Annotated in this window: 22 protein-coding genes; 8 read left to right on the top strand and 14 right to left on the bottom strand. The window is 71.3% G+C overall.

The window, feature by feature from the left end; translation table 11 throughout:
* Positions 1-11 precede the first annotated feature (11 nt).
* From ACULK4_RS02720 to ACULK4_RS02700, 5 genes are all read right to left on the bottom strand, one after another.
* Positions 12-1,397: an MFS transporter gene (locus tag ACULK4_RS02720; RefSeq protein WP_445964922.1), complete on the bottom strand. Its 1,386-nt coding sequence runs from the start codon at positions 1,395-1,397 to the stop codon at positions 12-14.
* 76 nt (positions 1,398-1,473) lie between these two features.
* Positions 1,474-2,304: an aldo/keto reductase gene (locus tag ACULK4_RS02715; protein ID WP_445964921.1), complete on the bottom strand. Its 831-nt coding sequence runs from the start codon at positions 2,302-2,304 to the stop codon at positions 1,474-1,476.
* An 85-nt stretch (positions 2,305-2,389) separates the two neighbouring features.
* Complete coding sequence (locus ACULK4_RS02710; protein ID WP_445964920.1) at positions 2,390-3,706, bottom strand: APC family permease; 1,317 nt, start codon at positions 3,704-3,706, stop codon at positions 2,390-2,392.
* A 152-nt stretch (positions 3,707-3,858) separates the two neighbouring features.
* The gene (locus ACULK4_RS02705) at positions 3,859-5,055 is read right to left on the bottom strand and encodes a cystathionine gamma-synthase (RefSeq protein WP_445964919.1); all 1,197 of its coding nucleotides are present in this window, start codon (positions 5,053-5,055) and stop codon (positions 3,859-3,861) included.
* Between the two features lie 114 nt (positions 5,056-5,169).
* Positions 5,170-6,543 carry a cystathionine beta-synthase gene (locus ACULK4_RS02700; protein WP_445964918.1) on the bottom strand — a complete coding sequence of 458 codons (1,374 nt, stop codon included), beginning with the start codon at positions 6,541-6,543 and terminating at the stop codon, positions 5,170-5,172.
* 247 nt (positions 6,544-6,790) lie between these two features.
* Between ACULK4_RS02700 and ACULK4_RS02695 the strand changes: the two genes are divergently transcribed.
* Entirely contained in the window at positions 6,791-7,462 is a 672-nt protein-coding gene (locus ACULK4_RS02695; RefSeq protein ID WP_445964917.1) for a thioredoxin-like domain-containing protein, read from the top strand.
* Entirely contained in the window at positions 7,459-8,142 is a 684-nt protein-coding gene (locus ACULK4_RS02690) for a DUF305 domain-containing protein (RefSeq protein WP_445964916.1), read from the top strand. Before ACULK4_RS02695 ends, ACULK4_RS02690 begins: the two co-directional genes overlap by 4 nt.
* A 108-nt stretch (positions 8,143-8,250) precedes the next feature.
* On the opposite strand, the gene ACULK4_RS02685 is transcribed toward ACULK4_RS02690, so the two are convergent.
* Positions 8,251-10,188 carry an ABC transporter ATP-binding protein gene (locus ACULK4_RS02685; RefSeq protein ID WP_445965191.1) on the bottom strand — a complete coding sequence of 646 codons (1,938 nt, stop codon included), beginning with the start codon at positions 10,186-10,188 and terminating at the stop codon, positions 8,251-8,253.
* A 134-nt stretch (positions 10,189-10,322) separates the two neighbouring features.
* On the opposite strand from ACULK4_RS02685, the gene ACULK4_RS02680 reads away from it, so the two are divergent.
* Positions 10,323-10,583 carry a hypothetical protein gene (locus tag ACULK4_RS02680; protein WP_445964915.1) on the top strand — a complete coding sequence of 87 codons (261 nt, stop codon included), beginning with the start codon at positions 10,323-10,325 and terminating at the stop codon, positions 10,581-10,583.
* Here the strand turns inward: ACULK4_RS02680 and ACULK4_RS02675 are convergent.
* The 4 genes from ACULK4_RS02675 to ACULK4_RS02660 all read right to left on the bottom strand — a co-directional run bounded on the left by ACULK4_RS02675 (position 10,561) and on the right by ACULK4_RS02660 (position 15,820).
* Positions 10,561-12,282 carry an alkaline phosphatase D family protein gene (locus ACULK4_RS02675; protein WP_445964914.1) on the bottom strand — a complete coding sequence of 574 codons (1,722 nt, stop codon included), beginning with the start codon at positions 12,280-12,282 and terminating at the stop codon, positions 10,561-10,563. The two genes, ACULK4_RS02680 and ACULK4_RS02675, sit on opposite strands and share 23 nt — an antisense overlap.
* 155 nt (positions 12,283-12,437) lie before the next feature.
* Entirely contained in the window at positions 12,438-13,421 is a 984-nt protein-coding gene (locus ACULK4_RS02670) for a carbohydrate ABC transporter permease (RefSeq protein WP_445964913.1), read from the bottom strand.
* Positions 13,418-14,389 carry a carbohydrate ABC transporter permease gene (locus ACULK4_RS02665; RefSeq protein ID WP_445964912.1) on the bottom strand — a complete coding sequence of 324 codons (972 nt, stop codon included), beginning with the start codon at positions 14,387-14,389 and terminating at the stop codon, positions 13,418-13,420. The genes ACULK4_RS02670 and ACULK4_RS02665 overlap by 4 nt, the downstream gene beginning before the upstream one ends.
* 93 nt (positions 14,390-14,482) lie before the next feature.
* Positions 14,483-15,820 carry an ABC transporter substrate-binding protein gene (locus ACULK4_RS02660; protein WP_445964911.1) on the bottom strand — a complete coding sequence of 446 codons (1,338 nt, stop codon included), beginning with the start codon at positions 15,818-15,820 and terminating at the stop codon, positions 14,483-14,485.
* Between the two features lie 204 nt (positions 15,821-16,024).
* On the opposite strand from ACULK4_RS02660, the gene ACULK4_RS02655 reads away from it, so the two are divergent.
* Positions 16,025-17,053, top strand: a complete 1,029-nt coding sequence (locus tag ACULK4_RS02655) for a LacI family DNA-binding transcriptional regulator (protein WP_445964910.1) — start codon at positions 16,025-16,027, stop codon at positions 17,051-17,053.
* A 197-nt stretch (positions 17,054-17,250) separates the two neighbouring features.
* Here ACULK4_RS02655 and rplL read toward each other — a convergent pair whose 3' ends face one another.
* Positions 17,251-17,640, bottom strand: coding sequence for a 50S ribosomal protein L7/L12 (rplL, locus tag ACULK4_RS02650; RefSeq protein WP_127792363.1), 390 nt, complete (start codon positions 17,638-17,640; stop codon positions 17,251-17,253).
* A 50-nt stretch (positions 17,641-17,690) separates the two neighbouring features.
* Entirely contained in the window at positions 17,691-18,206 is a 516-nt protein-coding gene (rplJ, locus tag ACULK4_RS02645) for a 50S ribosomal protein L10 (RefSeq protein ID WP_155842151.1), read from the bottom strand.
* A 397-nt stretch (positions 18,207-18,603) separates the two neighbouring features.
* Between rplJ and ACULK4_RS02640 the strand changes: the two genes are divergently transcribed.
* Positions 18,604-20,301 (top strand): MDR family MFS transporter, encoded by a 1,698-nt coding sequence (locus ACULK4_RS02640; protein ID WP_445965190.1) that lies wholly within the window; start codon positions 18,604-18,606, stop codon positions 20,299-20,301.
* A 10-nt stretch (positions 20,302-20,311) separates the two neighbouring features.
* The gene (locus ACULK4_RS02635; RefSeq protein ID WP_445964909.1) at positions 20,312-20,803 is read left to right on the top strand and encodes a MarR family winged helix-turn-helix transcriptional regulator; all 492 of its coding nucleotides are present in this window, start codon (positions 20,312-20,314) and stop codon (positions 20,801-20,803) included.
* A gap of 40 nt (positions 20,804-20,843) precedes the next feature.
* Here the strand turns inward: ACULK4_RS02635 and ACULK4_RS02630 are convergent, their stop codons facing one another.
* Positions 20,844-22,436 carry a sensor histidine kinase gene (locus tag ACULK4_RS02630; RefSeq protein WP_445964908.1) on the bottom strand — a complete coding sequence of 531 codons (1,593 nt, stop codon included), beginning with the start codon at positions 22,434-22,436 and terminating at the stop codon, positions 20,844-20,846.
* A complete protein-coding gene (locus ACULK4_RS02625; protein WP_445964907.1) occupies positions 22,433-23,185 on the bottom strand; it encodes a response regulator transcription factor in 753 nt (250 codons plus the stop codon). Before ACULK4_RS02625 ends, ACULK4_RS02630 begins: the two co-directional genes overlap by 4 nt.
* 211 nt (positions 23,186-23,396) lie before the next feature.
* On the opposite strand from ACULK4_RS02625, the gene ACULK4_RS02620 reads away from it, so the two are divergent.
* Positions 23,397-24,881 carry an ABC transporter permease gene (locus ACULK4_RS02620; protein ID WP_445964906.1) on the top strand — a complete coding sequence of 495 codons (1,485 nt, stop codon included), beginning with the start codon at positions 23,397-23,399 and terminating at the stop codon, positions 24,879-24,881.
* A gap of 57 nt (positions 24,882-24,938) precedes the next feature.
* Positions 24,939-25,610, top strand: coding sequence for an ABC transporter ATP-binding protein (locus ACULK4_RS02615; RefSeq protein WP_445964905.1), 672 nt, complete (start codon positions 24,939-24,941; stop codon positions 25,608-25,610).
* Positions 25,611-25,678 lie beyond the last annotated feature (68 nt).

Below are 25,678 nucleotides of genomic sequence, written 5' to 3'. Positions count from 1 at the left end.
CAATGTGACGGTCACATGAACTTCGCGCTACCCGGCGGCCGCACGCGCGGCGCGAGCGCCACGGCGGCGAGCGCGATCACCACCGTGACCACGAACTCGGCGGTGAACCCGCCGCCGACGGCGGCGCTCGCGACGAGCGCCGTCACGGCGAGCGCGACCGCGGCCCCGAGCGCCTCGCCGATCCCGAGCGCGGCGCTGTTGAACCCCTGCGCCTCCTTCGGCGAGAGCTCCAGCACCGCCACGGAGAAACGCGGGTACATGAAGCCCATGCCGGCACCGGCAAGCGTCCAGGCGACGAACGCGATCACGGGCGACAGCCCGAGCAGGGCGATGAGCAGCACGACGACGAGAGCGCCGGCGAGCACCCCGGTGCCGATCCGCACCGAGTCCACGTTCGAGACGCGGTCGCCGAGGCGACCCTGCAGCCACGACGCCGCCGCCCACGAGATCCCGGCCCCCGTGAGGACCGCCCCGGCGAGGCTCGGCGCCAACTCGTATCGGGCGATGAGCAGGTACGGCAGGTAGATCTCGGTGCCGAAGAACGCTCCGGCGACGACCGCGCGCATGAGGACGGTCGCCGGCATGCCGTGCACCGCCCGGAGCGTGCCGGCTGGCAGGAGCGGACGCACGGCGACCACCGTGAGCGCGATCGAGCCCACCGCGACGATCCATCGCCACGGATCGGCCAGCTCGGCCGACAGGCTCACGCCGAGCGCCGCGGTCGCCGCGAGGATCGCCCAGGCGAGCCGGGTCCGGCTCCAGCGAACGCTCGGGTCGCCCGCCACGAGCTCGCGCACGCGCAGCAGCGGGACGAGCATCATCGCGCCCGCCGGCAGCACGAGCGCGATGACCCCGAGGAACACCCAACGCCAGTCGACCTGCTCCGCGATGAACCCGGCCACGGCCGGCCCGATGATCGACGGGATCACCCACGCCGCCGCGAAACCGGCGAAGACCCGCGCGCGCACCGACTCCGGGTACACGCGCGCGACGATCACGTACAGCGGCACGATCACCGCCGCTCCCCCGACGCCGTGCACCAGGCGCCCGAGGACCAGCACGGGCATGCTCGGCGCCAGTCCCGCGATCACGAGGCCGACGACGAACAGGCCGCCGGACGCGAGGAGCGGCGCGAGCGGCCCCGCCCGATCGGCCCAGTTGCCCGCCACGACCATCCCGACCACGCCCGCGGCGAGCGGCACCGAGAACGCGAGCGCGTACAGTCCCTCGCCGTCGAGGTCGGCCGCGACGAGCGGCATGACCGTGGTGACCGCCAGCACCTCGAAGGCCGCGAGGAAGATCAGCGCGAACATGCCGAGCGACAGCCACCGCCACGGGCGTGCGAGCGGTCCGCCGGGAGGGGCCTCGATCGGCGTGGCGGTGGAGCGTTCGGTCACCTGACCGAGCCTACGTCCGCCACGCGGCATCCGTCGCCGTCGAATCGGTCGCGCACCGTCGAGAAGCTGCCGAGGGCTACAGCTCCTCGTGCTCGTCAGGGTCGGCGCCCCAGAGGCGCCCTCGCTCGAGGCCCGAGATCGCCTCGACCTCCGCGTCGTCGAGATCGAGGTCGAACACGTCGAGGTTCTCGCGCCGGCGCGCGGCATCCGACGACTTCGGGATCGGCACCGCGCCGAGCGCGAGGTGCCACGCGAGCACGACCTGCGCGGGGGTCGACTCGTGCGCGGCGGCGATCTCGGTGATGACGGGCTCCGACAGCAGCTCGGTGCGCTTGGCGAGCGGGCTCCAGCTCTCGGTGCGGATCGAGTGCTCCGCGTGGTAGGCACGAAGCTCGGCCTGCGGGAAGTAGGGGTGCAGCTCGACCTGGTTGACGACCGGCACGAGCTTCGTCTCCTCCGCGAGCCGGTCGAGCATGGCGGGCGTGAAGTTCGACACCCCGATCGAGCGCACCACGCCGCGCTCCTTGAGCTTGATCATCGAGCGCCAGCTCTCGACGTACCGGTCGCGCTTCGGGTTCGGCCAGTGGATGAGGTACAGGTCGACCCAGTCGAGGTCGAGGCGCCTGCGCGACTGCTCGAAGCTCGCGAGCGTCTCCTCGGTGCCGTGGTGGCGGCCGGGCAGCTTGGTCGTGACGAACAGGTCGCTGCGGTCGACCTCCGAGCGTCGGATCGCCTCGGCGACCACCTCTTCGTTGCCGTAGTTGTACGCGGTGTCGATGAGCCGGTAGCCGTCGTGGATGGCGGAGACGATCGCCTCGACGCCGGACTGGTCGTTCAGCCCGTACGTTCCGAGGCCGATCGCCGGGATCGTGTTGCCGTCGGCGAGCGCGTACGCGTGGGCGGTCATGCCACCCATCCTCGCCCGGATGGCACCGCGGATGCCACCCGCCGCGCCCGATCCCCAGTGGTTCGGCAGCGAGGACCGGTGCCGATCAGGTGCCGTGGACGCGTGGGCGCGCCCGCACGCGGCGCACGACCGTGACGACGACGGATGCCGCGGCGAGCGCGAGCGGCACGAACAGGTTCTGCCACGCGAGCACGAGCAGCCCGGCCGAGAGCACCGTCGCGACCACCGCGAGCCACCAGCCGAACGACCAGCGCCGGAGCAGGAGCGTCGCTGCGAGCATGCCCGCGGCGTAGATCGCGACCATGTTGCTCGTGTGGATGAGGATGAACGGCGCCAGGTCGAGCTCGAGCACGAGCGCGAAGCCGAAGTAGACGGCCATGAGGGCGCCGGTGAGCACGAGTGCGCGGCGCGGCACCGCCCCGTCCTCGGCGCCCTTCGCGAAGAACCGGGGCAGGTCGCCGTCGCGCCCGAGCGCGGCGCCGAGCTTGCCGAATGCGGGCAGGTAGGCGTTCAGGACGCCCACGGTGACGATCGCCGCGACGATCGCGACGAGCACCGGCCCGATGCCGGGAACCGTGACGGCGACGAGGTCGACGAGCGGCACCTGGCCGTCGCCGGCGCGGTCGCCGAGCACGCCGACCGTGACGACCTGGAGCGCGAGGTACCCGACCCCGACGATGACGATCGCGATGCCGGTGGCGAGCGGGATGGTGCGGCGCGGGTCGCGGAACTCGCCCGCGATGTGGGTGCCGACCTCCCAGCCCGCGAAGGCCCACACGAAGAGGCTGATCGCGGTGCCGACGCCCGTCCACCCGTTCGGCAGGAACGGCGTGAAGTTGCCCGGTTCGACCGCCGGGAACGTCGCCGCGACGACGCCGATGACGACCGCGAGGAGGAGGCCGGTGAGCGCGAACTGGACCCACCCGGCGACGCGCACGCCGAACCAGTTGGCGAGGAAGGGCGGCACGTACACCGCGAGCGCGATGATCGGCACGGCCGCACGGTCGACGCCGAGCACGGCGACGACGTACTCGCCGCCGAGGATGGCGACGACGGGCGCGCCCACGCACACGCCGAAGAAGAACCAGTACCCGGTCATGCGGGCGGCGGTGGCGCCGAGCGCGCGGCGCACGTAGCTGGCGACGCCGCCGGCGTCGGGGAACCGCGAGGCGAGCGCGGCGAAGGTGCCCGCGAGCGGGATCGACAGCAGCAGCACGGCCGCGACCGCCACGATCGACGCAGGCCCGGCCGCCTCCGCGGCGAGGCCGGGCAGCACAAGGATCCCGGTGCCGAGCACGCTCGCGACGTACAGTGCGGTGCCCTGCCCGAGGCCGAGGCGCCCCCGATGCACGGTTCCGACGGCGGCGACGGATGCCGCGGCATCCAGGGTTCTCGAACTCACCCGTTCATCGTGCCGGTTGCCGCGCGCCGCGCGCGCTGGCAGAGCAGACACCGTTGCGCAACATCCTGCCAGCTCCGCTGCCGACGTCCCTCCGCTTGGCTGCAGACGGATCTCCTGTGAACCGAACGGGTGACCGGCCCCGTGCTGCCCCGCTAGAGCCGGGCGAGCGACTGGTCGATGTCGGCGAGCAGGTCGTCCACGTCCTCGATGCCGACCGAGAGGCGCACGATCGACTCCGGCACCTCGGCCTCGGTGCCCTTCACCGAGGCGTGCGTCATCTCCGACGGGTAGTTCACGAGCGACTCGACGCCGCCGAGCGACTCGGCGAGCGTGAACAGCTCGGTCGACTCCGCGAACCGGCGCGCCGCCTCGCCGCCGCCCGCGAGGTCGATCGACACCATGCCGCCGAAGCCCGACATCTGACGGCCGGCGAGCGCGTGCCCGGGGTGCGACTCGAGGCCGGGGTACAGCACGCGCGCGATGCCGGGGTGCTCCGACAGGCGCCGGGCGATCGCGAGCGCGTTCTGGCTGTGCCGCTGCATCCGGATGCCCAGGGTCTTGATGCCGCGGGAGGTGAGGAACGCGTCGAACGGGCTCGACACCGCGCCGGCGGCGAACTGCGTGAACCCGACGCGCTCGGCGAGCTCCTCCTGACCGGCCGCGAACACGAGGCCGCCGCCGACCACGTCGGAGTGGCCGCCGAGGTACTTCGTCGTCGAGTGGATCACGACGCCCGCGCCGAGCGCCAGCGGCTGCTGCAGCGCCGGGCTCGCGAACGTGTTGTCGACGACGACGAGCACGCCGGCCTCGTCGCCGAGCTCGGCGAGCGCGGCGATGTCGCTGATCTTCATGAGCGGGTTCGACGGCGTCTCGACCCAGAGCACCTTGGTGGTGCCGAGCTCGATCGCCTCGCGCACCGCGTCGAGGTCGCTCGTGTCGACGGTGGTGTGCCGCACGCCCCAGTCGCCGAAGATCCGGCGGATGAGCCGGTGCGTGCCGCCGTACACGTCGTTGCCGATGACGACGTGGTCGCCGGGCTTCACTGCGGTGCGCAGCAGCGCGTCCTCCGCGGCGAGGCCCGATGCGAACGAGAGCCCGCGGATGCCGCCCTCGACCGCCGCGAGCTGCGTCTCGAGCGCCGTGCGGGTCGGGTTGCCCCCGCGCGAGTACTCGTACCCGCCGCGGAGGCCGCCGATGCCGTCCTGCGCGTACGTCGAGGTCACGTGGATCGGCGGGATCACCGCGCCGGTCGTGGGGTCGAACTCCTGCCCGGCGTGGATCGCTCGGGTGTCGAACCCCTGCCCCTGCCCGCCCGTGCCGTTGGGGTGCCCGAATTCAGGAGCGTTCATGTCGATCATCGCCTTTCCGAGTGAGATTGAAGTCTGAGAGCTTGAATACTGAGCGAGCGGATGGCGCCGCCACTCGCCGTTCCTGAATTCCGACCACTCGATCGCGGACGGCGCTCAGGAGGAGAGGTACGAGAGCAGGTCGGTGCGCGAGATGACGCCGAGCGCCTTGCCGCCGTCGGTGACGAGCATCGCGGGCGCCGCACCGAAGGCCTGGCGGGCGGTCGCGACGGGCTCGTTGACGCCGATGAGCGGCAGCGGCGCGCCGACCACGGCCGCGACCTCGTCGGTGAGCTTCGCCCGACCGGAGAACACCTGCTCCAGCAGCTCCTCCTCGTGCAGCGCGCCCACGACCTCGCCGAGCACGACAGGCGGCTCAGCCGAGAGCACCACGAGCTGCGAGACCCCGGACTGCGTCATCCGGTCGATCGCCTCGCGCACGGTGTCGTTCGGGTGCACGAAGACCAGCGGCGCCGTGCGGTCGGCCTTCGCGGCGAGGATGTCGCGGATCGTGTGCCCGGCGGGCGCATCGCCGAACCCGTAGGCGCGCATCCACTTGTCGTTGAAGATCTTGCCCAGGTAGCCGCGGCCGGAGTCGGGCAGCAGCACCACGAACACGTCGTCGGCCGTGACCTCGGGCCGGGCGGCGGCCTTCAGCGCCGCGACCACGGCCATGCCGCTCGACCCGCCGACGAGGATGCCCTCCTCGCGCGCCAGGCGGCGGGTCATCTCGAACGACTCGGCGTCGGACACGGCGACGATCTCGTGCGGGACGGCCGGGTCGTACGCGCTCGGCCAGAAGTCCTCGCCGACGCCCTCGACGAAGTACGGCCGGCCCGTTCCGCCCGAGTACACCGAACCCTCGGGGTCGGCGCCGACGATGCGCACCCGATCACCCGAGACCTCGCGCAGGTAGCGCCCCGTGCCCGTGATCGTGCCGCCGGTGCCGACGCCGGCGACGAAGTGGGTGACCTTGCCGTCGGTGTCGCGCCAGATCTCGGGGCCGGTCGTCTCGTAGTGAGAGAGGGGTCCGTTCGGGTTGGAGTACTGGTCGGGCTTGAACGCGCCGGGGATCTCGCGCGCGAGCCGGTCGGAGACGCCGTAGTACGACTCGGGGCTGTCGGGCGCGACGGCGGTGGGCGTCACGACGACCTCGGCGCCGTACGCGGTGAGGACGTTCCGCTTGTCCTCCGACACCTTGTCGGGGCACACGAAGATGCACTTGTAGCCGCGCTCCTGCGCGACGAGCGCGAGCCCCACGCCCGTGTTGCCCGACGTGGGCTCGACGATCGTGCCGCCCGGCTTCAGCTTTCCCTCGCGCTCGGCGGCGTCGATGATGCGCGCCGCGATGCGGTCCTTCGATGAGCCGCCCGGGTTCAGGTACTCGAGCTTCACGAGCACCGTGGCATCCGTCACCCCCTCGGTCACGTGGTTGAGCTTCACGAGGGGCGTGTCGCCGACGAGGTCGGTGATGTGCTGTGCGTACTTCATGCCGGTGTTCTGTCCTTGGTGTGGAGATGCGTCGAGCGGCGCCGTCGATCGGGCGCGCGACGCGAGGTCGGGGGTCGCGTGATCAGCGACGACAACAACACCGAGGCGAGAAGCTCACCCGGTCAGCCTAGCGGGTGACGGATGCCGCGTGGCAGGCCCGCGACGCGGCATCCGGCGACCGGATCTCTGGTGTTCTCCCAGTCCCATGCGTTTGGATGGGGAGGATCCCCGTCAGGAAAGGCCGCACGTGACCACGCCCCCGCCCGGAAAGAAGCTCACCGTCAAGCAGCAGCGCGCCGCCGAGCGCGAGCGCAAGCTCGAGGAGTACAAGAAGCGCGAAGCGCGCATGAAGCGCAACCGCCGCATCGCGATCTGGGGATCGGTCGCCGCGGGCGTGGCGATCATCGCGCTCATCGTCACGACGATCGTGCTCACGCCGCAGCGGCCGAGCTACACCGCGGGCGGCGAGGGCGCCGAGATCGAGGGGGTCGAGACGTTCGAGAACGCCTCCGACCACGTCGAGGGCGTCGTCGACTACGACCAGACCCCGCCCGCGGGCGGCCCGCACAACCCGGCGTGGCTGAACTGCGGCATCTACGAGGAGCCCGTTCCCGCCGAGAACGCCGTGCACTCGCTCGAGCACGGGGCGATCTGGGTGACCTACGACGCCGACGCGCTCTCCGACGACGAGCTCGAGACGCTCCGCTCGCAGCTGCCCGGCACCTACGTGATCCTCTCGCCGTTCGATGGCCTGCCGTCGCCCATCGTGCTGAGCGGATGGAACACCCAGCTGCAGGTCGAGGAGGCCGACGACCCGCGCATCGCCGAGTACCTCGAGGAGTACTGGCAGAGCCAGAGCGTGCCCGAGCCCGGCGCCCTGTGCACGGGCGCGATCGACGGTCCCGGCAAGGTCTCGTGAGCGATTCGACCACCAGCGAGCGGTCGCGTGACGGGGTCGGCCGCTGGGTGATCGTGCTCGCGGCATCCGTCGCGCTCGTCGTCGTCGCGGTGGTCGCCTTCGCCATCGGCCGACTCTCGACCCTCGGCGACCCGACCCCCGCGAACGCGAGCGCCGAAGCCGGGTTCGCGCGCGACATGCAGGTGCACCACCAGCAGGGCGTCGAGCTCGCGATGATCGTGCGCGACCTCACCGACGACGAGGCGACCCGGTTGCTCGCCTACGACATCGCCACTGCGCAGGCGCAGCAGTCCGGCCAGATGTACGGCTGGCTCGCCGAGTGGGGGCTGCCGCAGGCCGGTCCCGAGCCGTCCATGACCTGGATGACGCGGCCCGCCGACGACGGGGCGTCGCACGACGACCACGGCGACGGCGAAGGCGGGACACACGAGCCGGGCGAGCCCATGCCCGGGCTCGCGACCTCGGAGCAGATCGCCGAGCTGCGCTCGCTCGAGGGCGTCGAGGCCGAGCGGGAGTTCCTCGAGCTGATGATCGAGCACCACCGCGGCGCGGTCGAGATGGCCGAGGCCGTCCTCGCGCGCTCGTCGTACCCGGTCGTGGTGTCGCTCGCCGATGCGATCGTCCGCAGCCAGGAGTCCGAGATCCGGCTCATGCAGGACATGCTCGCCGCCCGATCGTAGCGCTCGCGCGTCGAGCGCCGGGGCGACCGACCGAACGGGCGAACGGGCGAACGGGCGAACGGGCGAACGGGCGACCGGGCGACCGGGCGACCGGGTGACCGCCCGGGCCTAGGGCGCCGGCACCTCCGGCCGCTCGGCCTGCTGGCGGTAGAGCGAGGCGTAGACCCCGCCGGCGTCGATGAGCTCGGCGTGCGTGCCGCGCTCGGCGATGCGACCCGCGACGATCACGAAGATCACGTCGGCGGCGACCACGGTCGACAGGCGGTGCGCGATCGCGATCGTCGTGCGGCCGCGCGACGCGTCGTCGAGCGCCTGCTGCACGACGCGCTCGCTGATCGTGTCGAGCGCGCTCGTCGCCTCGTCGAGCACGAGCACCGCCGGGTCCTTCAGCAGCACGCGCGCGATCGCGATGCGCTGCTTCTCGCCGCCCGAGAGCCGGTAGCCGCGCTCGCCCACGACCGTGTCGTACGCCTCGGGGAACGACGCGATCGTCTCGTGGATGTTCGCGGCGCGGGCCGCGGCCTCGAGCTCGGCGTCGGTGGCATCCGGCTTCGCGTACCTGAGGTTCTCGGCGATCGTCGCGTGGAAGAGGTAGGTCTCCTGGCTGACGATGCCGATGTGCGACATGAGCGAGACCTGCGACAGCTCGCGCACGTCGACGCCGGCGAACCGCACCGACCCGCTCGACGCCTCGTACAGCCGCGGCACGAGGTACGACACGGTCGTCTTGCCCGCCCCGCTCGGCCCGACGAACGCGGCGAATTGGCCGGGCTCGATCGCGAACGACACGTCGTCGAGCGTGGGCCGCTGGTCGTCGTCGGCATCGGGGTAGCGGAACGAGACGTGGTCGAACTCGATGCGGCCGAGGAGCGATGCGCCCTCGGCATCCGTGCCCGTCGGCACCGCGCGCGCGTCGGGCGGGTCGGTGATCGCGGGTGTCAGGTCGAGGTACTCGAAGATGCGCGCGAACAGCGCGCTCGAGGTCTGCAGGTCGAGCGCGACGCGCATCAGGCCCATCAACGGGAACAGCAGGCGCGCCTGCACCGTCGTGAAGGCGACGATCGTGCCGGCGGTGATGTCGGCCCCACCCGCGATGAGCCAGCCTGAGACGAGGTACACGATCGCCGGGATCGACGACATGAAGATCGACACCATCGCGAAGAACCACTGGCCCGACATCTGCTGCCGCACCTGCAGCTCGATCTGGTTGCGGTTCTCGCCGGCGTACCGGTCGGTCTCGCTCGCCTGGCGGGTGAAGCTCTTCGAGAGCAGGATGCCGCTGACCGACAGCGTCTCCTGCGTGATGGCCGTCATCTCCGACAGCGATTCCTGCGTCTTCGCGGCGATGCGCGCCCGCACCTGGCCGACGCGTCGCTGCGCGATCACCATGAACGGCATCAGCACGAGCGCGATGAGCGTGAGCTGCCAGTTGAGCAGCAGCATCGCCACGAACGCCGAGATCACGGTGACCGTGTTGCCGAGCACGCTCGACACCGTGTTGGTGAGCACGGATGCCACGCCACCCACGTCGTTCTGCAGGCGCGACTGGATCACGCCCGTCTTGGTGCGCGTGAAGAAGCTGAGCTCCATCGACTGCAGGTGGCTGAACAGCCGCACCCGCAGCGCACCCATGACCTTGTTGCCGATCGTCGCCGTGAGGAACGTCTGCCACACGCCGAGCAGGGCCGAGACCAGGAACACGGCGATCATCGCGCCGACGATCCATGCGAGCGCGTCGAGGTTGGGTGCGGTGACGCCGCCGGTGCCGTCGGTGGGGAACAGCGCGTCGTCGAACGCCCGCTGCGTGAGCAGGGGCGGGATGACGCTGAGTGCGGCGCCGACGAGCACGAGCACGACCGTGACGGTGAGCGCCGCCTTGTGCGGGGCGAAGAGCTCGACGATGCGACGGAACAGGTGCGGGATCTTCGGCGCCGCCGCGTTCTCGGCGCGCTGCGCCCGCTCGTCGGCGCTCGAGATGCGCCCTCGCGGACCGGGCCCCCTGCCGGTCCGCCCGCCGGGAGCGCCCATGCCCCCGCCCCCGTGCATGCTCATGGATTCACCCTAAGCGGCGCCCCAGTCGCGGCGGCCGGTTCGTCGCCCCGAAGGGGGGTGTTCGCGGAGGGCGTGCGCGCCGCTACGTTGAGCGTGATCCGTCTTCCCCGCCGAGAATGGAGCGTGCGATGAAGGTCGCCCCCTCGCCCGTACGCCGCTCCGAATCCGACGGTCGGCCGCGCCGGCGCTCGCCGATCGCGGCGGTCCTCCCGGTGTTGCTCACCCTCGCGGGCCTCGCTCTCGCGAACTCACCCGCCGCCGCCGAGCCGGCGCCTGCCACGGACAGCGCGGACGGCACGGCGGGCCTGGTCCCCGCGGCCCTGCTCCTGGTCGTCGCCGGCGTCGTCGCCGTGGTCGCCCGGCGGGTCACCGGACCGCACGCCGACTGACCGGCGTCCGGCGTCGGGGTTCGGCCCGCACGTGGATGGGCTCGCGCCGCTCGACCGGCACGACGACCGACTCGACCTCCTCGAGACGCGGACGGCGCTCCTGGCCGTCGTCGACCACGCCGGTGTGCCACGTCATGGCCAGCCCGTCGGGCGCGTCCTGGAGCAGGGCGAGGTTGTTGTCGAACCATGGCCCCTTCACGGTCTGCCAGCGGAACGGTGCATCCGGCACCTTCGCCGAGCGGGCGGCGAGCGCACCCAACGGGGCCGCGATGCCGTACGACATCACGACCGTGAACCAGCGCAGGAGTCGTGGCAGCGGATTCCGCACCGGCGAGCACACCGCCTGCACGATGCGCGCGCCGTCCTCCCGGTCGACCTCGGCGAGGTAGGAGTAGTGCACGTCGCCCGACAGGAAGGTGATCGACTGCGGCGCCTCGCCGCGCCGTCCATCGGCCAGGTCGGTCACCATCCGCGCGACATCCTGGAAGCTGTTCTGCCAGGCCGCCCAGTGCTCGAGGTCGACCGCCTGCCGCAGGCGCTCCCCCACCCACGCCGCCGGCCTCCCCCACGCGCCCTGCGAGATCGCCTCGTCCCACGCCTCGACGTGGTGCAGGCCCGTCGGCAGCAGGTACGGCAGCGAGGTCGCCACGAGCACGTGCCGGAATCCGCCGCGCAGCCGGGCGTCGAACCACTCGAGCTCGGGCGGATCGACGAGTCCGCGCGCGTCGGGCGTCAGGTCGCGCGCGGCGCGCGAGTCGACCACGATGAGCCGGATGTCGTCGAAGTCACGGGCGAAGCTGAACCGGTACGTCGTCGGCTCCGCATCGACCCGGGCGGCGAACTCGTCGACGGCCTCGGTCAGGTCGAGCTCGCCGTCACCGTCGTACGCGACCACCCGTTGCCAGAGCTCGTCCTCGGCGCGCTCGGCCGGCGAGAGGTTGCCGAGGTGCTGGTAGACCCAGTAGGACCCGAGCCCGGCGACGATGCGCCCGTGCCACCACGAGGTGGCCTCCATCTTGCGCTTCCAGTCGAGTGAGGCGTTCCAGTCGTCGCGGACGTCGTGGTCGTCGAAGATCATCGCGCTCGGCACCGTCGACAGCAGCCAGCGGTTGGCGTCGTCGGACCAGGCCAGCCGGTACAGGTGCGCGTACTCCTCGTAGTCCTTGAGCTCCTTGCCGGGCGGCTCCCTGAGGCTGCGGCGCGACTCGATGAATTCCTGCATCTCCTTGGACGTCGAGTCGGCGTACACCTGGTCGCCGAGGAACAGCACGAGGTCGGGGGTGGGCTGGTCGCCGGCCGCCACGGCGAGCGCGAACGCCCGCAGCGCGTCGACGCCGTGCGTGCGGTTGCCGGAGCGGTCGTGGGGCACACTCGTGCGGCACGAACCGAACGCCATCCGCAGCGGGCGACCGGGCTCGCCGGTCGCGATCACCGGCGCCGGGAGATCCGAGCCCGACTCCGGCCACACCGCGGCGCCGTCGATCCGCACCTCGTAGGGCACGCTGGCGCCGGGATCGAGGCCGTCGACCTCGACGAGCGCGTAGTGGTGGCCGTGCACCGCGAACGTGCGGGTCTCCCACGACCGGCCGTCGGCGTGCACGCTCACCACGCAATCGGCGCGCGTCTCGACCCAGATGCTCGCCGAGCGTTCGTCGACGTACCGGAGCATGGGCCCCAGGAGGAGCGGTGAGGTCGCCATGGTGTCGATTCTCCCCGTTTCCGGCCGACCCGGCCACGGGTTGCGTCGAGCGGCCCGAGTCCCCAAGACGGGCTCGTGCGCGAGCGAGGGGGCGGATGCCGCAGCATCCGCCCCCTCGTGGCGTTCGGGCGGATGCCGCGGCATCCGCCCGCCCGTCAGCCCTTCGTCGAGCCCGCCAGCAGGCCGCGCACGAAGTAGCGCTGCAGGCTGAAGAACACGATGAGTGGGACGACCAGCGACACGAACGCCGCGGCCGTGAGGCGTTGCCATTCCTGCCCGCGACTGCCGACGAGCTCCGCCAATCGCTGGGTCAGCGGTGCGGTGTCGGCGGTGCCGTCGGTGAAGATGAGGGCGACCAGCAGGTCGTTCCACACCCACAGGAACTGGAAGATCGCGAACGACGCGATCGCCGGGAGCGCCAGCGGCAGCACGACCTGGAAGAAGATCTGCGAGTGGCTCGCGCCGTCGACGCGCGCCGCCTCGATGACCTCGCCCGGGATCTCCGAGATGAAGTTGTGCAGCAGGAAGATCGCCAGCGGCAGCGCGAAGATCGTGTGCGCGAGCCAGACCGGGAGGAAGCTCTCGTCGGGGACGATCGGGAACACCTCGCTGACCTGCCGCTGCCACGGCAGGATCGTCGCCGAGAAGATCTGCAGCAGCGGGATGAGCGCCATCTGCAACGGCACGATCTGGAGCGCGAACACCAGCACGAACAGCGCCGACGAGCCCTTGAACTTGATCCAGGCGAACGCGTACGCCGCCATCGAGGCGAGCACGAGCGGGAAGATCGTGGCCGGGATGGCGATGGTGAGCGAGTTCGCGAAATAGGAGCCGAGCTGCGGCGCCGACGTCGACGAGGAGAACAGCACCTCGCGATAGTTGTCGAGCGTCCAGCCCCAGTTCTCGAAGATCGTCCACCATCCGGTGGTCTTGATGAGCTCCTCGGGACGGAACGACGAGATGAACAGGCCGAAGGTCGGCAGGGTCCACAGGACGGCGATGATGAGCGCCGCGGCCGTGGCCCCTCGGGAGGTCAGGCGACGCTTGACGCGCGCCGCCTTCGGCTCCTCGATGACATCGAGCTCGAGCTCCCCCTTGCCCCTGGCAACGGGGAGATCTGCTGGGGCGACGCTGCTCATCGGATCTCCCTCTGCTTCCTCAGGATGTTGACGTTGTAGATGACGATCGGCAGCACCATGAGGAACAGGATCAGCGCGAGCGCGGCGCCGCGCCCCGCCTCGTTCGCACGGAACGCCTGCGTGTACATCTCATTGGCCACGACCGAGGTCTCGAAGTTGCCCGCGGTCATCGTGCGGACGATGTCGAAGACCTTGAGCGTGGCGATCGAGATGGTCGTGACGACCACGACGAGCGAGCCGCGGATCGACGGGATGGTGACGTTGGTGAACCGCTGCCACGCGTTGGTGCCGTCGAGCTCGGCCGCTTCGATCTGCTCGGTCGGCACGCCCTTGATCGCCGCGGAGAGCACGACCATCGCGAAACCGGTCTGCACCCAGATCATGACCACGATCAGGAAGAACGTGTTCATCGGCGCCTCCTGCAGCCATCGCACGGGTTCGCCTCCGAGGCCCGTGACGATCGCGTTGAGCAGGCCGATCTGATCCTGGTTGGGGCCGCGGTACTCGTACACGAAGCGCCAGATCACGCCGGCGCCCACGAACGAGATCGCCATCGGCATGAACACGAGCGACTTGTACACGCGCTCGCCGCGCGCCTTGTCGATGAACACGGCGTAGGCGAGGCCGATCGCGGTCGCCAGCGTCGGCACGAGGATCACCCAGATCAGCGTGTTGCGGATCGAGACGATGCCCGCCGGCTGGGTGAACGCCCAGATGAAGTTGTCGAACCCGACGAACTCGCCCGCGTCGTTGGCGAAGGCGAGGATCGAGGTGTTGATGGCCGGGTAGATCAACCCGAACGCGAGCAGCAGCACCGCGGGAAGCAGGAACCCCGCGAGTTGCCAGTAGTCGCGGCCGCGCTTGGGGGCGCGGTCCACGAGGAAGAGGATCAGCCCGATGACCGCCACGAAGATCGCGATGCCCGCGACCACGACGAAGATCTTGCTGATGAGGTCGGATGTCGTCATTGCACTCCCTCCCCGTTGAGGAATCGGGGGGCCGCGCGATGAGTCGCGCGACCCCCCTTTCGGTTGATGGTAGGACCTGGAACGGGTCGCTGGCTACTGCGGCCAGCTCGCCTCGATCTGATCCACCACCGTCTGGGTGTCGTTGCCGCTGATCCAGTCGACGATGCCCGCCCAGAACGAGGCCGAGCCGACCGCGCCCGGCATGAGGTCGGAGCCGTCGAAGCGGAACGTGGTGTTCTCGTCCTGCAGGATGGCGTACGCCTCGCGGAGCAGGTCGCTCGAGAGGTTCTCGGGGTCGACACCGCTGTTGGCGCTGATCACGCCGCCCTCCGAGACGCGGTTGTTGGCCCACAGCGGGGTCGACAGGTACGTCTGGAACGCCGCGGTGGCCTCGCTGTCGGTGAATGCGCCGACGATCTCGCCGCCACCGGTCACGTCGGATGCACCGGCCTCGGTGCCCGGCGTGATGAACGCCCAGATGTCGCCGTCCTCGGCGATCGTCGTGCCCTCGGGCCAGAGACCCTCGTAGAACGTCGCCTGGTGGTGCATCGCGCACTGGCCGTCGAGGATGGTCCAGCCGCCCTCGTTGAACGTGATGTCGTTGATCGACCTGACGTCGCCGTACCCGCCGTTGACGTATTCCTCGTTCTTCAGGATGGCGCCGGCCGCGTCGAACGCCTCGACGATCTGCGGGTCGTTGAACGGGATCTCGTGGTTCACCCACTGGTCGTAGACGTCGGGACCGTGCAGCCGGAGGACCATGTCCTCCACCCAGTCGGTGCCGGGCCAGCCCGTGGCCTCACCGGAGCTGAAGCCGGCGCACCAGGGCTTGTCGACCACGCCGGACGCCGCGATCTCCTCGGTGAGCGCCATCATGTCGTCGAGGGTCTCGGGCTGCTCCCAGCCGTTCTCCTCGAACATCGCCGGCGAGTACCAGATGAAGCCCTTGACGCTCGCCATGAGCGGGGCGCCGAGGAAGGTGCCGTCGACCGTGCCGAAGCCCTTCCAGTCCTCGGACCAGTACTCGTCGACGTTCGCCTCGACCTCGGCGGGAGGAGCGACGAGGTCTTCTGCGAAGGTCGAGAACAGTCCGGGCTGCGGGAAGATGCCGAGGTCGGGTGCGTTGTCGCCGTCGACGAGCACGCGCACCTGAGTCTCGAACTCCTGCGTGCCCTGGTAGACGACGTCGATGCCCGTGCAGGTCTCGAAGTCGGCCCAGGAGGCCTCGAGCCGCTCCGCCTCGACCTCGACGATCGTGCCGTAGATGCTCACCTCCTCGCCGTCGAAGCTGCCGAACTCCTCGTAGTCGCCGCAGTCGGTGTCGGCGGCGTCCTCTGCCGCGATGTCTCCCGTACAGGCCGTCAATGTGAGGCCGAGGGTCGCCGCCGCTGCGATCGGAACGATCCAGCGACGATGCCGAATGGAACTCATCTCTCATCTCCTCATCGAGTGTGCGAGTCGGTGCAGGGCGGAACCGGGAACCGGTTCCAGCGACAACGCTAGGCGACGATCCGGATGCGAGCAAGGGCGATCCGGGTCACGATCGGATGACGACCGCGAAATCTGGGACCGGTTCCATATCGGCCCGGTTTCGGCGTACACTCCGTTTCGCAGGCCCGACGGAGGGAGGCGCGCATGGCCGCGATCACCGACGTGGCCCGCCTCGCCGGGGTCTCGAAGTCGACGGCGTCCCGCGCGCTCTCGGGCCACGGGTACGTCTCCGAGTCGACGCGCCGTCGTGTGACGGATGCCGCTGCCGAGATCGGCTACATCGCGTCGCCCAACGCGGCGAGCCTCGTCACGGGCCGCACGAAGAACGTCGGCATGGTCATCCCTTTCGTGAACCGGTGGTTCTTCGGCGAGGTGCTCGAGGGCGCCGAGCGCGCGCTGCTGTCGGCGGGCTACGACCTGACGCTCTACAACCTCGCCCTCGAGGGTCCGGAGCGCGACCGCGTCTTCGACTTCTTCCTGGCGCGCAAGCGCGTGGACGCGGTCATCGCGGTCGGCGTCGATCTCGACGAGCGCGAGGTCGAGGTGATCGGGCGACGCGACAAGCCCATCGTGGTGCTCGGAGGCTCGGCGCCCGGCGCCCCACGGCTCGCGGTCGACGACTTCGCGGCGGGGAGGCTCGCGACCGAGCACCTCATCCAGCTCGGGCACACTCGGATCGCCCACCTCGCCGGCGCCGCGCCCGGGTCGGCCGCGCGCAGCGTGCAGCAGCTGCGCAGCGACGGCTTCCGCCATGCGATGCACGCCGCGGGCCTCGAGCCCGCGGGAGTCGACGGCGGCGTGATCGAGGCCGAGATGACCCTGCCCGGCGGCTACACGGCAGGGCTGCAGTTGCTCGGACATCCGACCGCGCGGCCGACGGCGGTGTTCGCGGCATCGGACGAGATCGCGTTCGGGGTGATGCGGGCCGCCGAGCGGCTCGGCATCGCGGTGCCGTCGGCGCTGTCGATCACCGGCTTCGACGGCCACGAGTACGCCGAGCTGTTCGGCCTGACGACGGTCGAGCAGTACCCCGAGGACCAGGGCCGCATCGCGGTCGAGGAGGTCATGCGCGCGCTCGGCGAGGCTCCGTCCGACGACGACCGGGGCTGGGCCGACCGACCGCTCGCCACGCGACTCGTCGTGCGCAGCAGCACGACCGCGCCGTCGCGTTGACGGATGCCGCGGCATCCGCCGGCCCGCACCGCCGCCGCGCAGACGACGGATGCCCCGGGCCGAAACGAATCGGCACGGGGCATCCGTGTGTTCAGGTGACGCAGGTCACCTCAAGCTGCGAACCCGCTCGCGCGGGCGGCCACTACTTGAGGGTGACGGTCGCGCTCAGGTGTCGCTGCCCTCCTCGAGGGCGGCCACTACTTGAGGGTGACGGTCGCGCCGGCCTCCTCGAGGGCGGCCTTCGCCTTGTCGGCGGTCTCCTTGTTCGCGCCCTCGAGCACGGCCTTGGGAGCACCGTCGACGACGGCCTTGGCCTCGCCGAGGCCGAGCGAGGTGAGCTCGCGGACGACCTTGATGACCTGGATCTTCTTGTCGCCGGCAGCCTCGAGGACGACGTCGAAGGAGTCCTTCTCCTCGACCTCTTCGGCAGCGGCGCCGCCGCCTGCGGCAGCGGGGCCGGCAACGGCGACCGGGGCGGCCGCGGTGACCTCGAAGGTCTCCTCGAACGCCTTGACGAACTCCGAGAGCTCGATGAGGGTCAGGCCCTTGAACTGCTCGAGCAGCTCCTCAGTGGACAGCTTCGCCATGATTCTTCTCCTTAGATTTCCTGGGTACTCACCGCTTGGCAGGCTCTCGCCTACGCAGCGGACTCCTGCTTCTCACGCAGCGCGTCGACCGTGCGGACGGCCTTCGAGAGCGGTGCGTTGAACAGATATGCGGCTCCGAACAGCGAGGCCTTGAAGGCGCCGGCGAGCTTCGCCAGGAGCACTTCGCGGGACTCGAGGTCGGCGAGCTTGCCTACCTCTTCGGCGGTCAGGGGCTTGCCATCGAAATAGCCGCCCTTGACCACGAGGAGGGGGTTCGCCTTGGCGAAGTCACGCAGCGACTTCGCGACGGCGACCGGGTCACCGTGCACGAACGCGATCGCCGACGGGCCCTTGAGGTCGTCGTCGAACGCGGAGATGCCGGCCTTGTTGGCGGCGATCTTCGTCAGCGTGTTCTTCACCACGGCGTAGCTCGCGTCCCCACTGATGGACTTGCGCAGCGTCTTGAGCTGGGCAACAGTGAGGCCGCGGTATTCGGTCAGCAGAACGGCGGTCGAGCTCTCGAACAGGTTCGTGAGTTCGGCAACCGAGGCTTCCTTGTTCGCCATGGCCACTCCTTGTGTCTTCAACGTGCATCGCGGTGGCGATGCACGGCCTCGGAGCGCTGGAAACGTTCGGGAGAATGAGAAGAGCTCCGGCGCAAGCGCGCGGAGCTCGATTCGGGAAACCCGGAAAGTCTTCGTCACACCTGCGCGGGCCCCTGCATTCGCAGAGCTTCGGTCGACCTGTCTTGCGACGGGCGCGACGACCAGCGGTCTTCGGCTCCGACAAGGGTAACGGATGCCGCGGGCGCCGCCAAATCGGGCCGGTGGGAATAGTTGACCGAAGTCCACTGGTTTACTATGGTTGACAATAGTCAACGATTTCTGGAGTCATATGGCCACCCTCCCGCGCACGCGCGCGCCGAAGCCGCAGGCGGATCCCGCCGCGCTCTCCGACACCGGCATGACCCACCGCGAGGTGCTCACCGCCCTGTCGGGCCTCCTGCTCGGCATGTTCGTGTCGATGCTGGCCACCACCGTGGTCGGCAGCTCGCTGCCGGTCATCATCGCCGACCTCGACGGCGACCAGTCGGCGTTCACCTGGGTCGTCACGGCGACGCTGCTCGCCACGACCGTCTCGACGCCCGTCTGGGGCAAGCTCGCCGACCTGTTCGACCGCAAGCTGCTCCTGCAGCTGGCGCTCGTGGTGTTCGTCCTCGCGTCGGCGGCCGCGGGGTTCTCGCAGGACACCGGCACGCTCATCGCCATGCGCGTCCTCCAGGGCGTCGGCGCCGGCGGCCTCGCCGCCCTCAGCCAGATCGTGATGGCCGACATCATCAGCCCGCGCGAGCGCGGCCGGTACGCCGGGCTGTTCGGCGCCGTGATGGCCGTCGCCACGGTCGGAGGACCACTCCTCGGCGGCATCATCACCGACGGGCTCGGCTGGCGCTGGAACTTCTTCGTCGGCCTCCCGTTCGCGGTCGCCGCGCTCATCCTGCTGCAGCGCACGCTCCACCTGCCGAGGCACCCGAAGCGGAAGGTCTCCATCGACTACGCCGGCATCGTGCTCATCTCCGCGGGCGTCTCGCTCCTGCTGCTCTGGGTCACCTTCGCCGGCGGCGAGTTCGACTGGATCTCGTGGCCGTCGCTCCTCATGGTCGGCAGCGCCGCGGTGCTGCTCGCCCTCGCGATCGTCGTCGAGCTGCGCGCGACCGAGCCGATGATCCCGCTCGGGCTCTTCCGCAACCGCACGTTCACGCTCTCGGTGGTCGCGTCGATCTCCGTCGGCGTCGCCATGTTCGGCACCGCGGTCTTCCTCAGCCAGTACATGCAGCTGGCGCGCGGCGCCACGCCCACCGAGTCCGGCCTGCTCACCATCCCGATGATGGCCGGCGTGCTCATCGCCTCCACGGTGATCGGCGCACTCGTCAGCCGTCGCGGAAGGTGGAAGGGCTTCATGGTCGCGGGCGGCGTGCTCATGATCGCGGGCAGCATCCTGCTCTCGCGCCTCGAGTACGACACGGCGTTCTGGTACGTCGGCGTGTCGATGTTCGTGCTCGGGGCCGGCGTCGGCATGCTCATGCAGAACCTCGTGCTCGTCGTGCAGAACACGACCGAGGTGCGGAACCTCGGCGTCGCCACGAGCGCCGTCACCTTCTTCCGCAGCCTCGGCGGCACCGTGGGCGTCGCCGTCATGGGATCGATCCTCGGCACCGTCGTCGCCGAGCGCATCGCCGACGGCGTCGGCGGGCTCGACCCCGAGCAGCAGCTCGAGGCCGGCCGGACCCTCGGCGGCGGGGCCATCCCGCAGGTCGGCGAGTTGCCGGGGTTCCTGCGCGTGGTCGTCGAGTCGGCGTACGGCACCGGGGTGGCCGCGGTCTTCCTCGCGGCGGTCCCGCTCGCGGTCGTCACGCTCATCGCGGTGGCGTTCCTCCCGAACGTCGACCTGGGTACGCAGAACGCGATCCAGCGGGCGAGGTCCGAGAGCGGGGCGGATGCCGCAGCCGCCCACGAGCGCGAGCGAGAGCTCGAGGACGCGGAGGACGCCGCGATCGACGCGGCCGCGGCATCCGTCGCCCTCACCCCCGTCGGACTCGCCCACGACCCGGCCACCGGGCCGGTCGGCACCGTCGGCCCGCGTCCGCGGCGAGACGGGCAATAGGATCGGCCGCATGACCGCCCCCGCCGCATCAGCGACGCGCACGGCCGGCGACGACGAGATCGCCGCGGTCGAGGAGCAGCTGCGGTCGCTCTTCGTCCGCGTGCGCGCCGTCTGGAAGGAGGCCGCTGCAGCCGTGCACCCCGAGCTGCAGCCGGTCGGGTACAAGATCCTGTCGGCCGTCGTCCGGAGAGGCCCCATGCACGCCGGCGCCATCGCCGAGACGCTCGAGATCGACAAGAGCGTCGTGAGCCGCCAGCTCAAGCAACTCGAGGGGCTCGGCCTCGCGACGAGCCTGCCCGACCCGAACGACGGCCGCGTGCGCATCATCGAGCCGACGCCCGTCGCGATCGAGCGCGTCGGGCGGAGGAGCTCGCGGATGCAGCAGCAGCTCTACGCCCAACTGCGCACCTGGCCGGCCGCCGACGTCGGCGAGCTCGCACGTCTCCTCGCCCGGCTGAGCAGCGGCGTGCTCGACGAAGACGCCCCGCCGGCCGACGCCTGACCCGCGCCCGACCCGGACCGCGGCGCGGGGCATGGGCGGGTCAGGCCGGCAGGTCGACCGTGAACTCGGTGCGGCCGGGCTCGCTCTCGACCGCGACAGTGCCCTGATGGGCCTCGACGACGGCGCGCACGATCGCGAGGCCGAGCCCCGTGCTGCCGGCCCGGCGCGAGCGCGACGCGTCGCCACGTGCGAACCGCTCGAAGAGCGTCGCGCGCACGTCGGGGTCGATGCCCGGGCCGTCGTCGGTCACGGTGAGGCGGACGCGGTCGCCCGCGGCATCCGTCACGCGCTTCAGGCGAACGACGACCTTCGTGCCCTCCGGCGTGTGCATGCGCGCGTTCGCGAGCAGGTTCGCGAGCACCTGGTGCAGGCGCGACACGTCCGCCGCGATCTCGACCGGCTCGTCGGGCACGGCCACGCGCCAGTCGTGGTCGGGCCCCGCGACCTGCGCGTCGCCGACCGCGTCGACCACGAGCTGCCGGAGGTCGACCTCGTCGCGGCGCAGCTCGCGGCCCTCGTCGAGCCGGGCGAGGAGGAGGAGGTCCTCGACCAGGTCGGTCATCCGCAGCGACTCCGACTCGATGCGGCCGATCGCGTGCACGATGTCGGGCGGCAGCTCGCCGGCGTGCATCCGCGTGAGCTCGGCGTAGCCGCGGATCGAGGCGAGCGGCGTGCGCAGCTCGTGGCTGGCGTCGGCGACGAAGCGGCGCACCTTGCGCTCCGACTGCTCGCGGGCCGAGAGGGCGGATGCCACGTGGCCGAGCATCCGGTTGAACGCCGTCGCGAGGCGCCCCACCTCGGTGCGCTCGTCGTCGACCGGCACCCTGGCCGGAAGCTCGACGTCGCCGCGAGCGAGGGGCAGCTCGGACACGGCGGTCGCCGTCTCGGTCACGCGGTCCAGCGGCTGCAGCGCCCGCCGCACGGTCACGGCGCCGAGCGCCAGCGCGCCCGCGAGCCCGGCGAGCGCGACGAAGGCGATCGTGACCGCGAGCTGGCGGCTCGTGGCGTTCACGTCGTCGAGCGGGAGTGCGACGGCGTAGGAGTACCCGCCGTTGGTGGGGGCGGCGATCGCGCGGTACTCCCCCAGCTCGGCGAGCTCGACCGTCCGCGGCTGGCGGTCGACCGGCACCGCGGCGAGCGCGCGCAACGCATCGGGCGACGGCTCGACGAGCTCACCCTGCTCGTCGATCGTGCTGGAGGCGAAGATCGCGTTGTCGACCACGAGCACCGCGACGGTGCCCACCGGCTGGCCCGGGATGCGGAGCAGCACGTCGGCGCCCTCGGGCGGGATGGGCAGCGGACCGCCGGGGTCGTCGAGCGCCCGGCCGGCACGGTCGGTCGCCTGCTCGAGCGATGCGTCCAGGCGCGCGACGAGCTGCGCGTGCAGCACCGCCACGCTCACGAGCCCGACGATCGCGCTGACGAGCACGACGAGCGCCGCGACGACGAGGAGCAGGCGCCGGCGGAGCGTCTTCGGCGGCGGGCGCCGGGCCGCGGCATCCGTCGCCCCGTCGGAGCCGGGTCGCCCGCCACCCGCTGCGCCCGCCCGCCCGGCCGACGGCTCGGCGACCGCCTCCACGGCCGCGGCGCGTCGCGCGGCGGCCGCGTGGCCCGGGTCGCCGGGATGCGTCACGTCGTGGCCTTCAGCATGTACCCGGCTCCGCGCACGGTGTGGATCATGGGGTCCCGTCCGGCGTCGATCTTCTTCCGCAGGTAGGAGATGTAGAGCTCGACCACCGTCTCCCGGCCGCCGAAGTCGTAGCTCCACACGCGGTCGAGGATCTGCGCCTTCGACAGCACTCGCCGCGGGTTGCGCATGAGGAAGCGGAGCAGCTCGAACTCGGTCGCGGTGAGCTCGATCGGGGTGCCGTCGCGCTCGACCTCGTAGGAGTCCTCGTCGAGGCTCAGGTCGCCGACGCGCAGCACGGGGTCCTTCGCCTGGGCGAGCGTGAGCGTCGAGCGCCGGATCAGGCCGCGGAGACGCGCGACGACCTCCTCGAGGCTGAACGGCTTGGTGACGTAGTCGTCGCCGCCCGCGGTGAGCCCGGCGATGCGGTCGTCGAGCGAGTCCTTCGCGGTGAGGAAGAGCACGGGCGTCTCAGTGCCGTCGGCGCGCACGCGCTGCAGCACCTCGAGCCCGTCGATGTCGGGGAGCATGATGTCGAGCACGATCGCGTCGGGCCGGAACTCGCGGGCAGCGCGCACGGCGCCGAGGCCGTCGGACGCGGTGCGCACCTCCCACCCCTCGTAGCGCAGGGCCATCTTCAGCAGGTCGGTGAGGGAGTTCTCGTCGTCGACGACCAGCACGCGCACGGCGCTGCCGTCGGCCTTGGCGATCTGCGGCCGCTGGGCGGCGCCGGATGCGGTGGTCGGATGGCTCATGCCTTCGAGTATGCGCGCGTTCCTGTGCGGTTCCTATGACGCGAGCGGATGCCGCCTGTGACCCTGCCGTGCGACCTTGCTCGCATGCCGAGGCCGGCGCGCGCTCATGGCCGGCGCAGGGGCAGCCCATCGCGCGGCCACAGCGGGCATCCCTAGCGTCCGAGGCAGCCCGCCGTCCGGTGGGCGGAGGCCGACCCACGAGGACCCCACCATGTTCTTCACCTACCTCCGGCGCGAGCTCGCCGGGCGGCGCAGGCAGACCGCGATCATCGCGGTCGGCATGGCGCTCGCGATCGCGCTCGTCATGATGGTGAACGCCGTCTCGACGGGCGTGCGCGACGCGCAGGCCGCCGTGCTGGAATCCGTCTACGGCGTCGGCACCGACCTGACCGTGTCGCAGGCGCCCACGGCGCCGGGCGAGGGCGAGGGCGGTCCCGGCGTGCGCTTCGAGTTCGGCCAGGACGACGGCGCGACCGCCGACGACGGAACCACGACCGAGCTCAGCAACTCGCGCCTGACGGCCGGCCCCGGCGCCTCGACGTTCGACGCGTCGACGCTCGAGACGGTGCAGTCCGTCGACGGCGTCGCCGCGGCATCCGCCACCCTGAGCCTCACCAACGTCACGTTCGACGGCGAGCTCCCCGCGCCGCCGAGCGACACCGGCGGCACCGGCACGAGCGGCGGCGACGCCGCGAGGCCCGCGCCCGGCGATGGCGGCGCTCGCAGCTTCGGCGGCGGCGCGTTCGACGTGGCGAGCACGAGCGTGACGGGCGTCGACCCGACGGCCGACGCGGTCGGTCCGCTCAGCGCGGTCGAGCTCGTCGACGGTCGCGGCCTCGACGCCGCCGACGCCGGGCAGGCCGTCGTCGTGCTCGACGCCGACCACGCCATGAGCGAGGGCCTCGCGGTCGGCGACACGATCGACCTCGGCGGCACCGGGTTCGAGGTGGTGGGCACGGTCGCCTCGACCTCGGCGGATGCGGCGACCGCGTCGAACGCGTACATCCCGCTCGACGTGGCCCAGGAGCTCTCCGGCCTCGAGGGCCAGGTCTCCGACATCGCCGTGCAGGCCGAGTCGGCGTCGACGATCCCGACGGTGAAGGCCGACCTCGAGGGCGCCCTGCCGGAGCAGGAGGTGAGCACGCAGGAGGACCTCGCGGCATCCGTCTCGGGGTCGCTCGGCAGTGCGTCGCAGCTGGTCTCGAGCCTCGGCCTGTGGCTGTCGGTCGCGGTGCTCGCGGCCGCCTTCCTCATCGCGATCCTCTTCACCATCCAGGGGGTCACGCGGCGCACGCGCGAGTTCGGCACGCTCAAGGCCATCGGCTGGTCGAACCGCCGCATCACCGGTCAGGTCGCGGGCGAGTCGCTCGTGCAGGGCCTCATCGGCGGTGCCGCCGGGCTCGCGCTCGGCTTCGCGGGCATCGGCGTGGTCAATGCGATCGCGCCGACGCTCGCCACGACGACCGCGCCCGACAGCGCCGCCGCGGGCGCGATGGGCGGCGGCTTCGCGGGCGGCGGCACCCCGTTCGACGCCGCGCAGGCCACGGCCGAGGTCGTGCTCACGGCGCCCGTGACCCCGACCGTGGTCGCCCTCGCGGTCGGCCTCGCCGTGCTCGGCGGCCTCCTCGCCGGTGCGATCGGCGGATGGCGCGCGAGCCTGCTCCGCCCCGCCGAGGCGCTCCGCAGCGTCGCATGACGGATGCCGCGGCATCCGCTCGCCCCCAGACCCCCGCACCACGGAAGGAACCGCCTCATGTACACCCTCGAGAACGTCTCGAAGACCTACCGGCAGAAGGAACGCACGATCACGGCGCTGCAGGACGTCAGCCTCACCATCCCGACCGGGCAGCTCGTCGCGATCCAGGGCCCGACCGGCGGCGGCAAGTCGACGCTGCTGCAGCTGCTCGGCGCACTCGACCGTCCCACCTCGGGCCTCATCTCGCTCGACGAGGCCGAACTGTCGGGCATGCCCGACGCGAAGCTCGGCGGCATCCGCGCCCGCGAGATCGGATTCGTCTTCCAGGGCTTCAACCTCATCCCGACGCTCACCGCGCAGGAGAACGTCGAGACCGCACTCGAACCGCTCGGTGCGGCGGCCGACGAACGTCGCACACGCGCGACCGCAGCACTCGAGTCGGTCGGGCTCGGCGACCGGGCGAACCACGTGCCGAGCGAGCTTTCCGGCGGGCAGCAGCAGCGCGTCGCCATCGCCCGCGCGCTCGTGAAGGAGCCCGACGTGCTTCTCGCCGACGAGCCGACGGGCAACCTGGACGAGCAGACCCGCGAGGAGATCATGGACCTGCTCGAGGGCCTCTGGCGCGACCGCGGGCTCACGCTCGTGATCGTGACGCACGATTCCGCCGTCGCGAGGCGCGCCGAGCGGCGGCTGCACCTGACGCACGGGGCCGTGACCGAACGGGGCTGACCCCGGTCGGAGGGGGGCGCGTGGCTCGCATCGGTGCCGGATGCGACCCGACTTGCCCCACCTCTGGG

The organism is Agromyces selenitireducens, assembly GCF_052748465.2.
The sequence above is the reverse complement of the archived record's forward strand: the minus strand, read 5'-3'. Positions and strand labels throughout refer to the sequence as shown.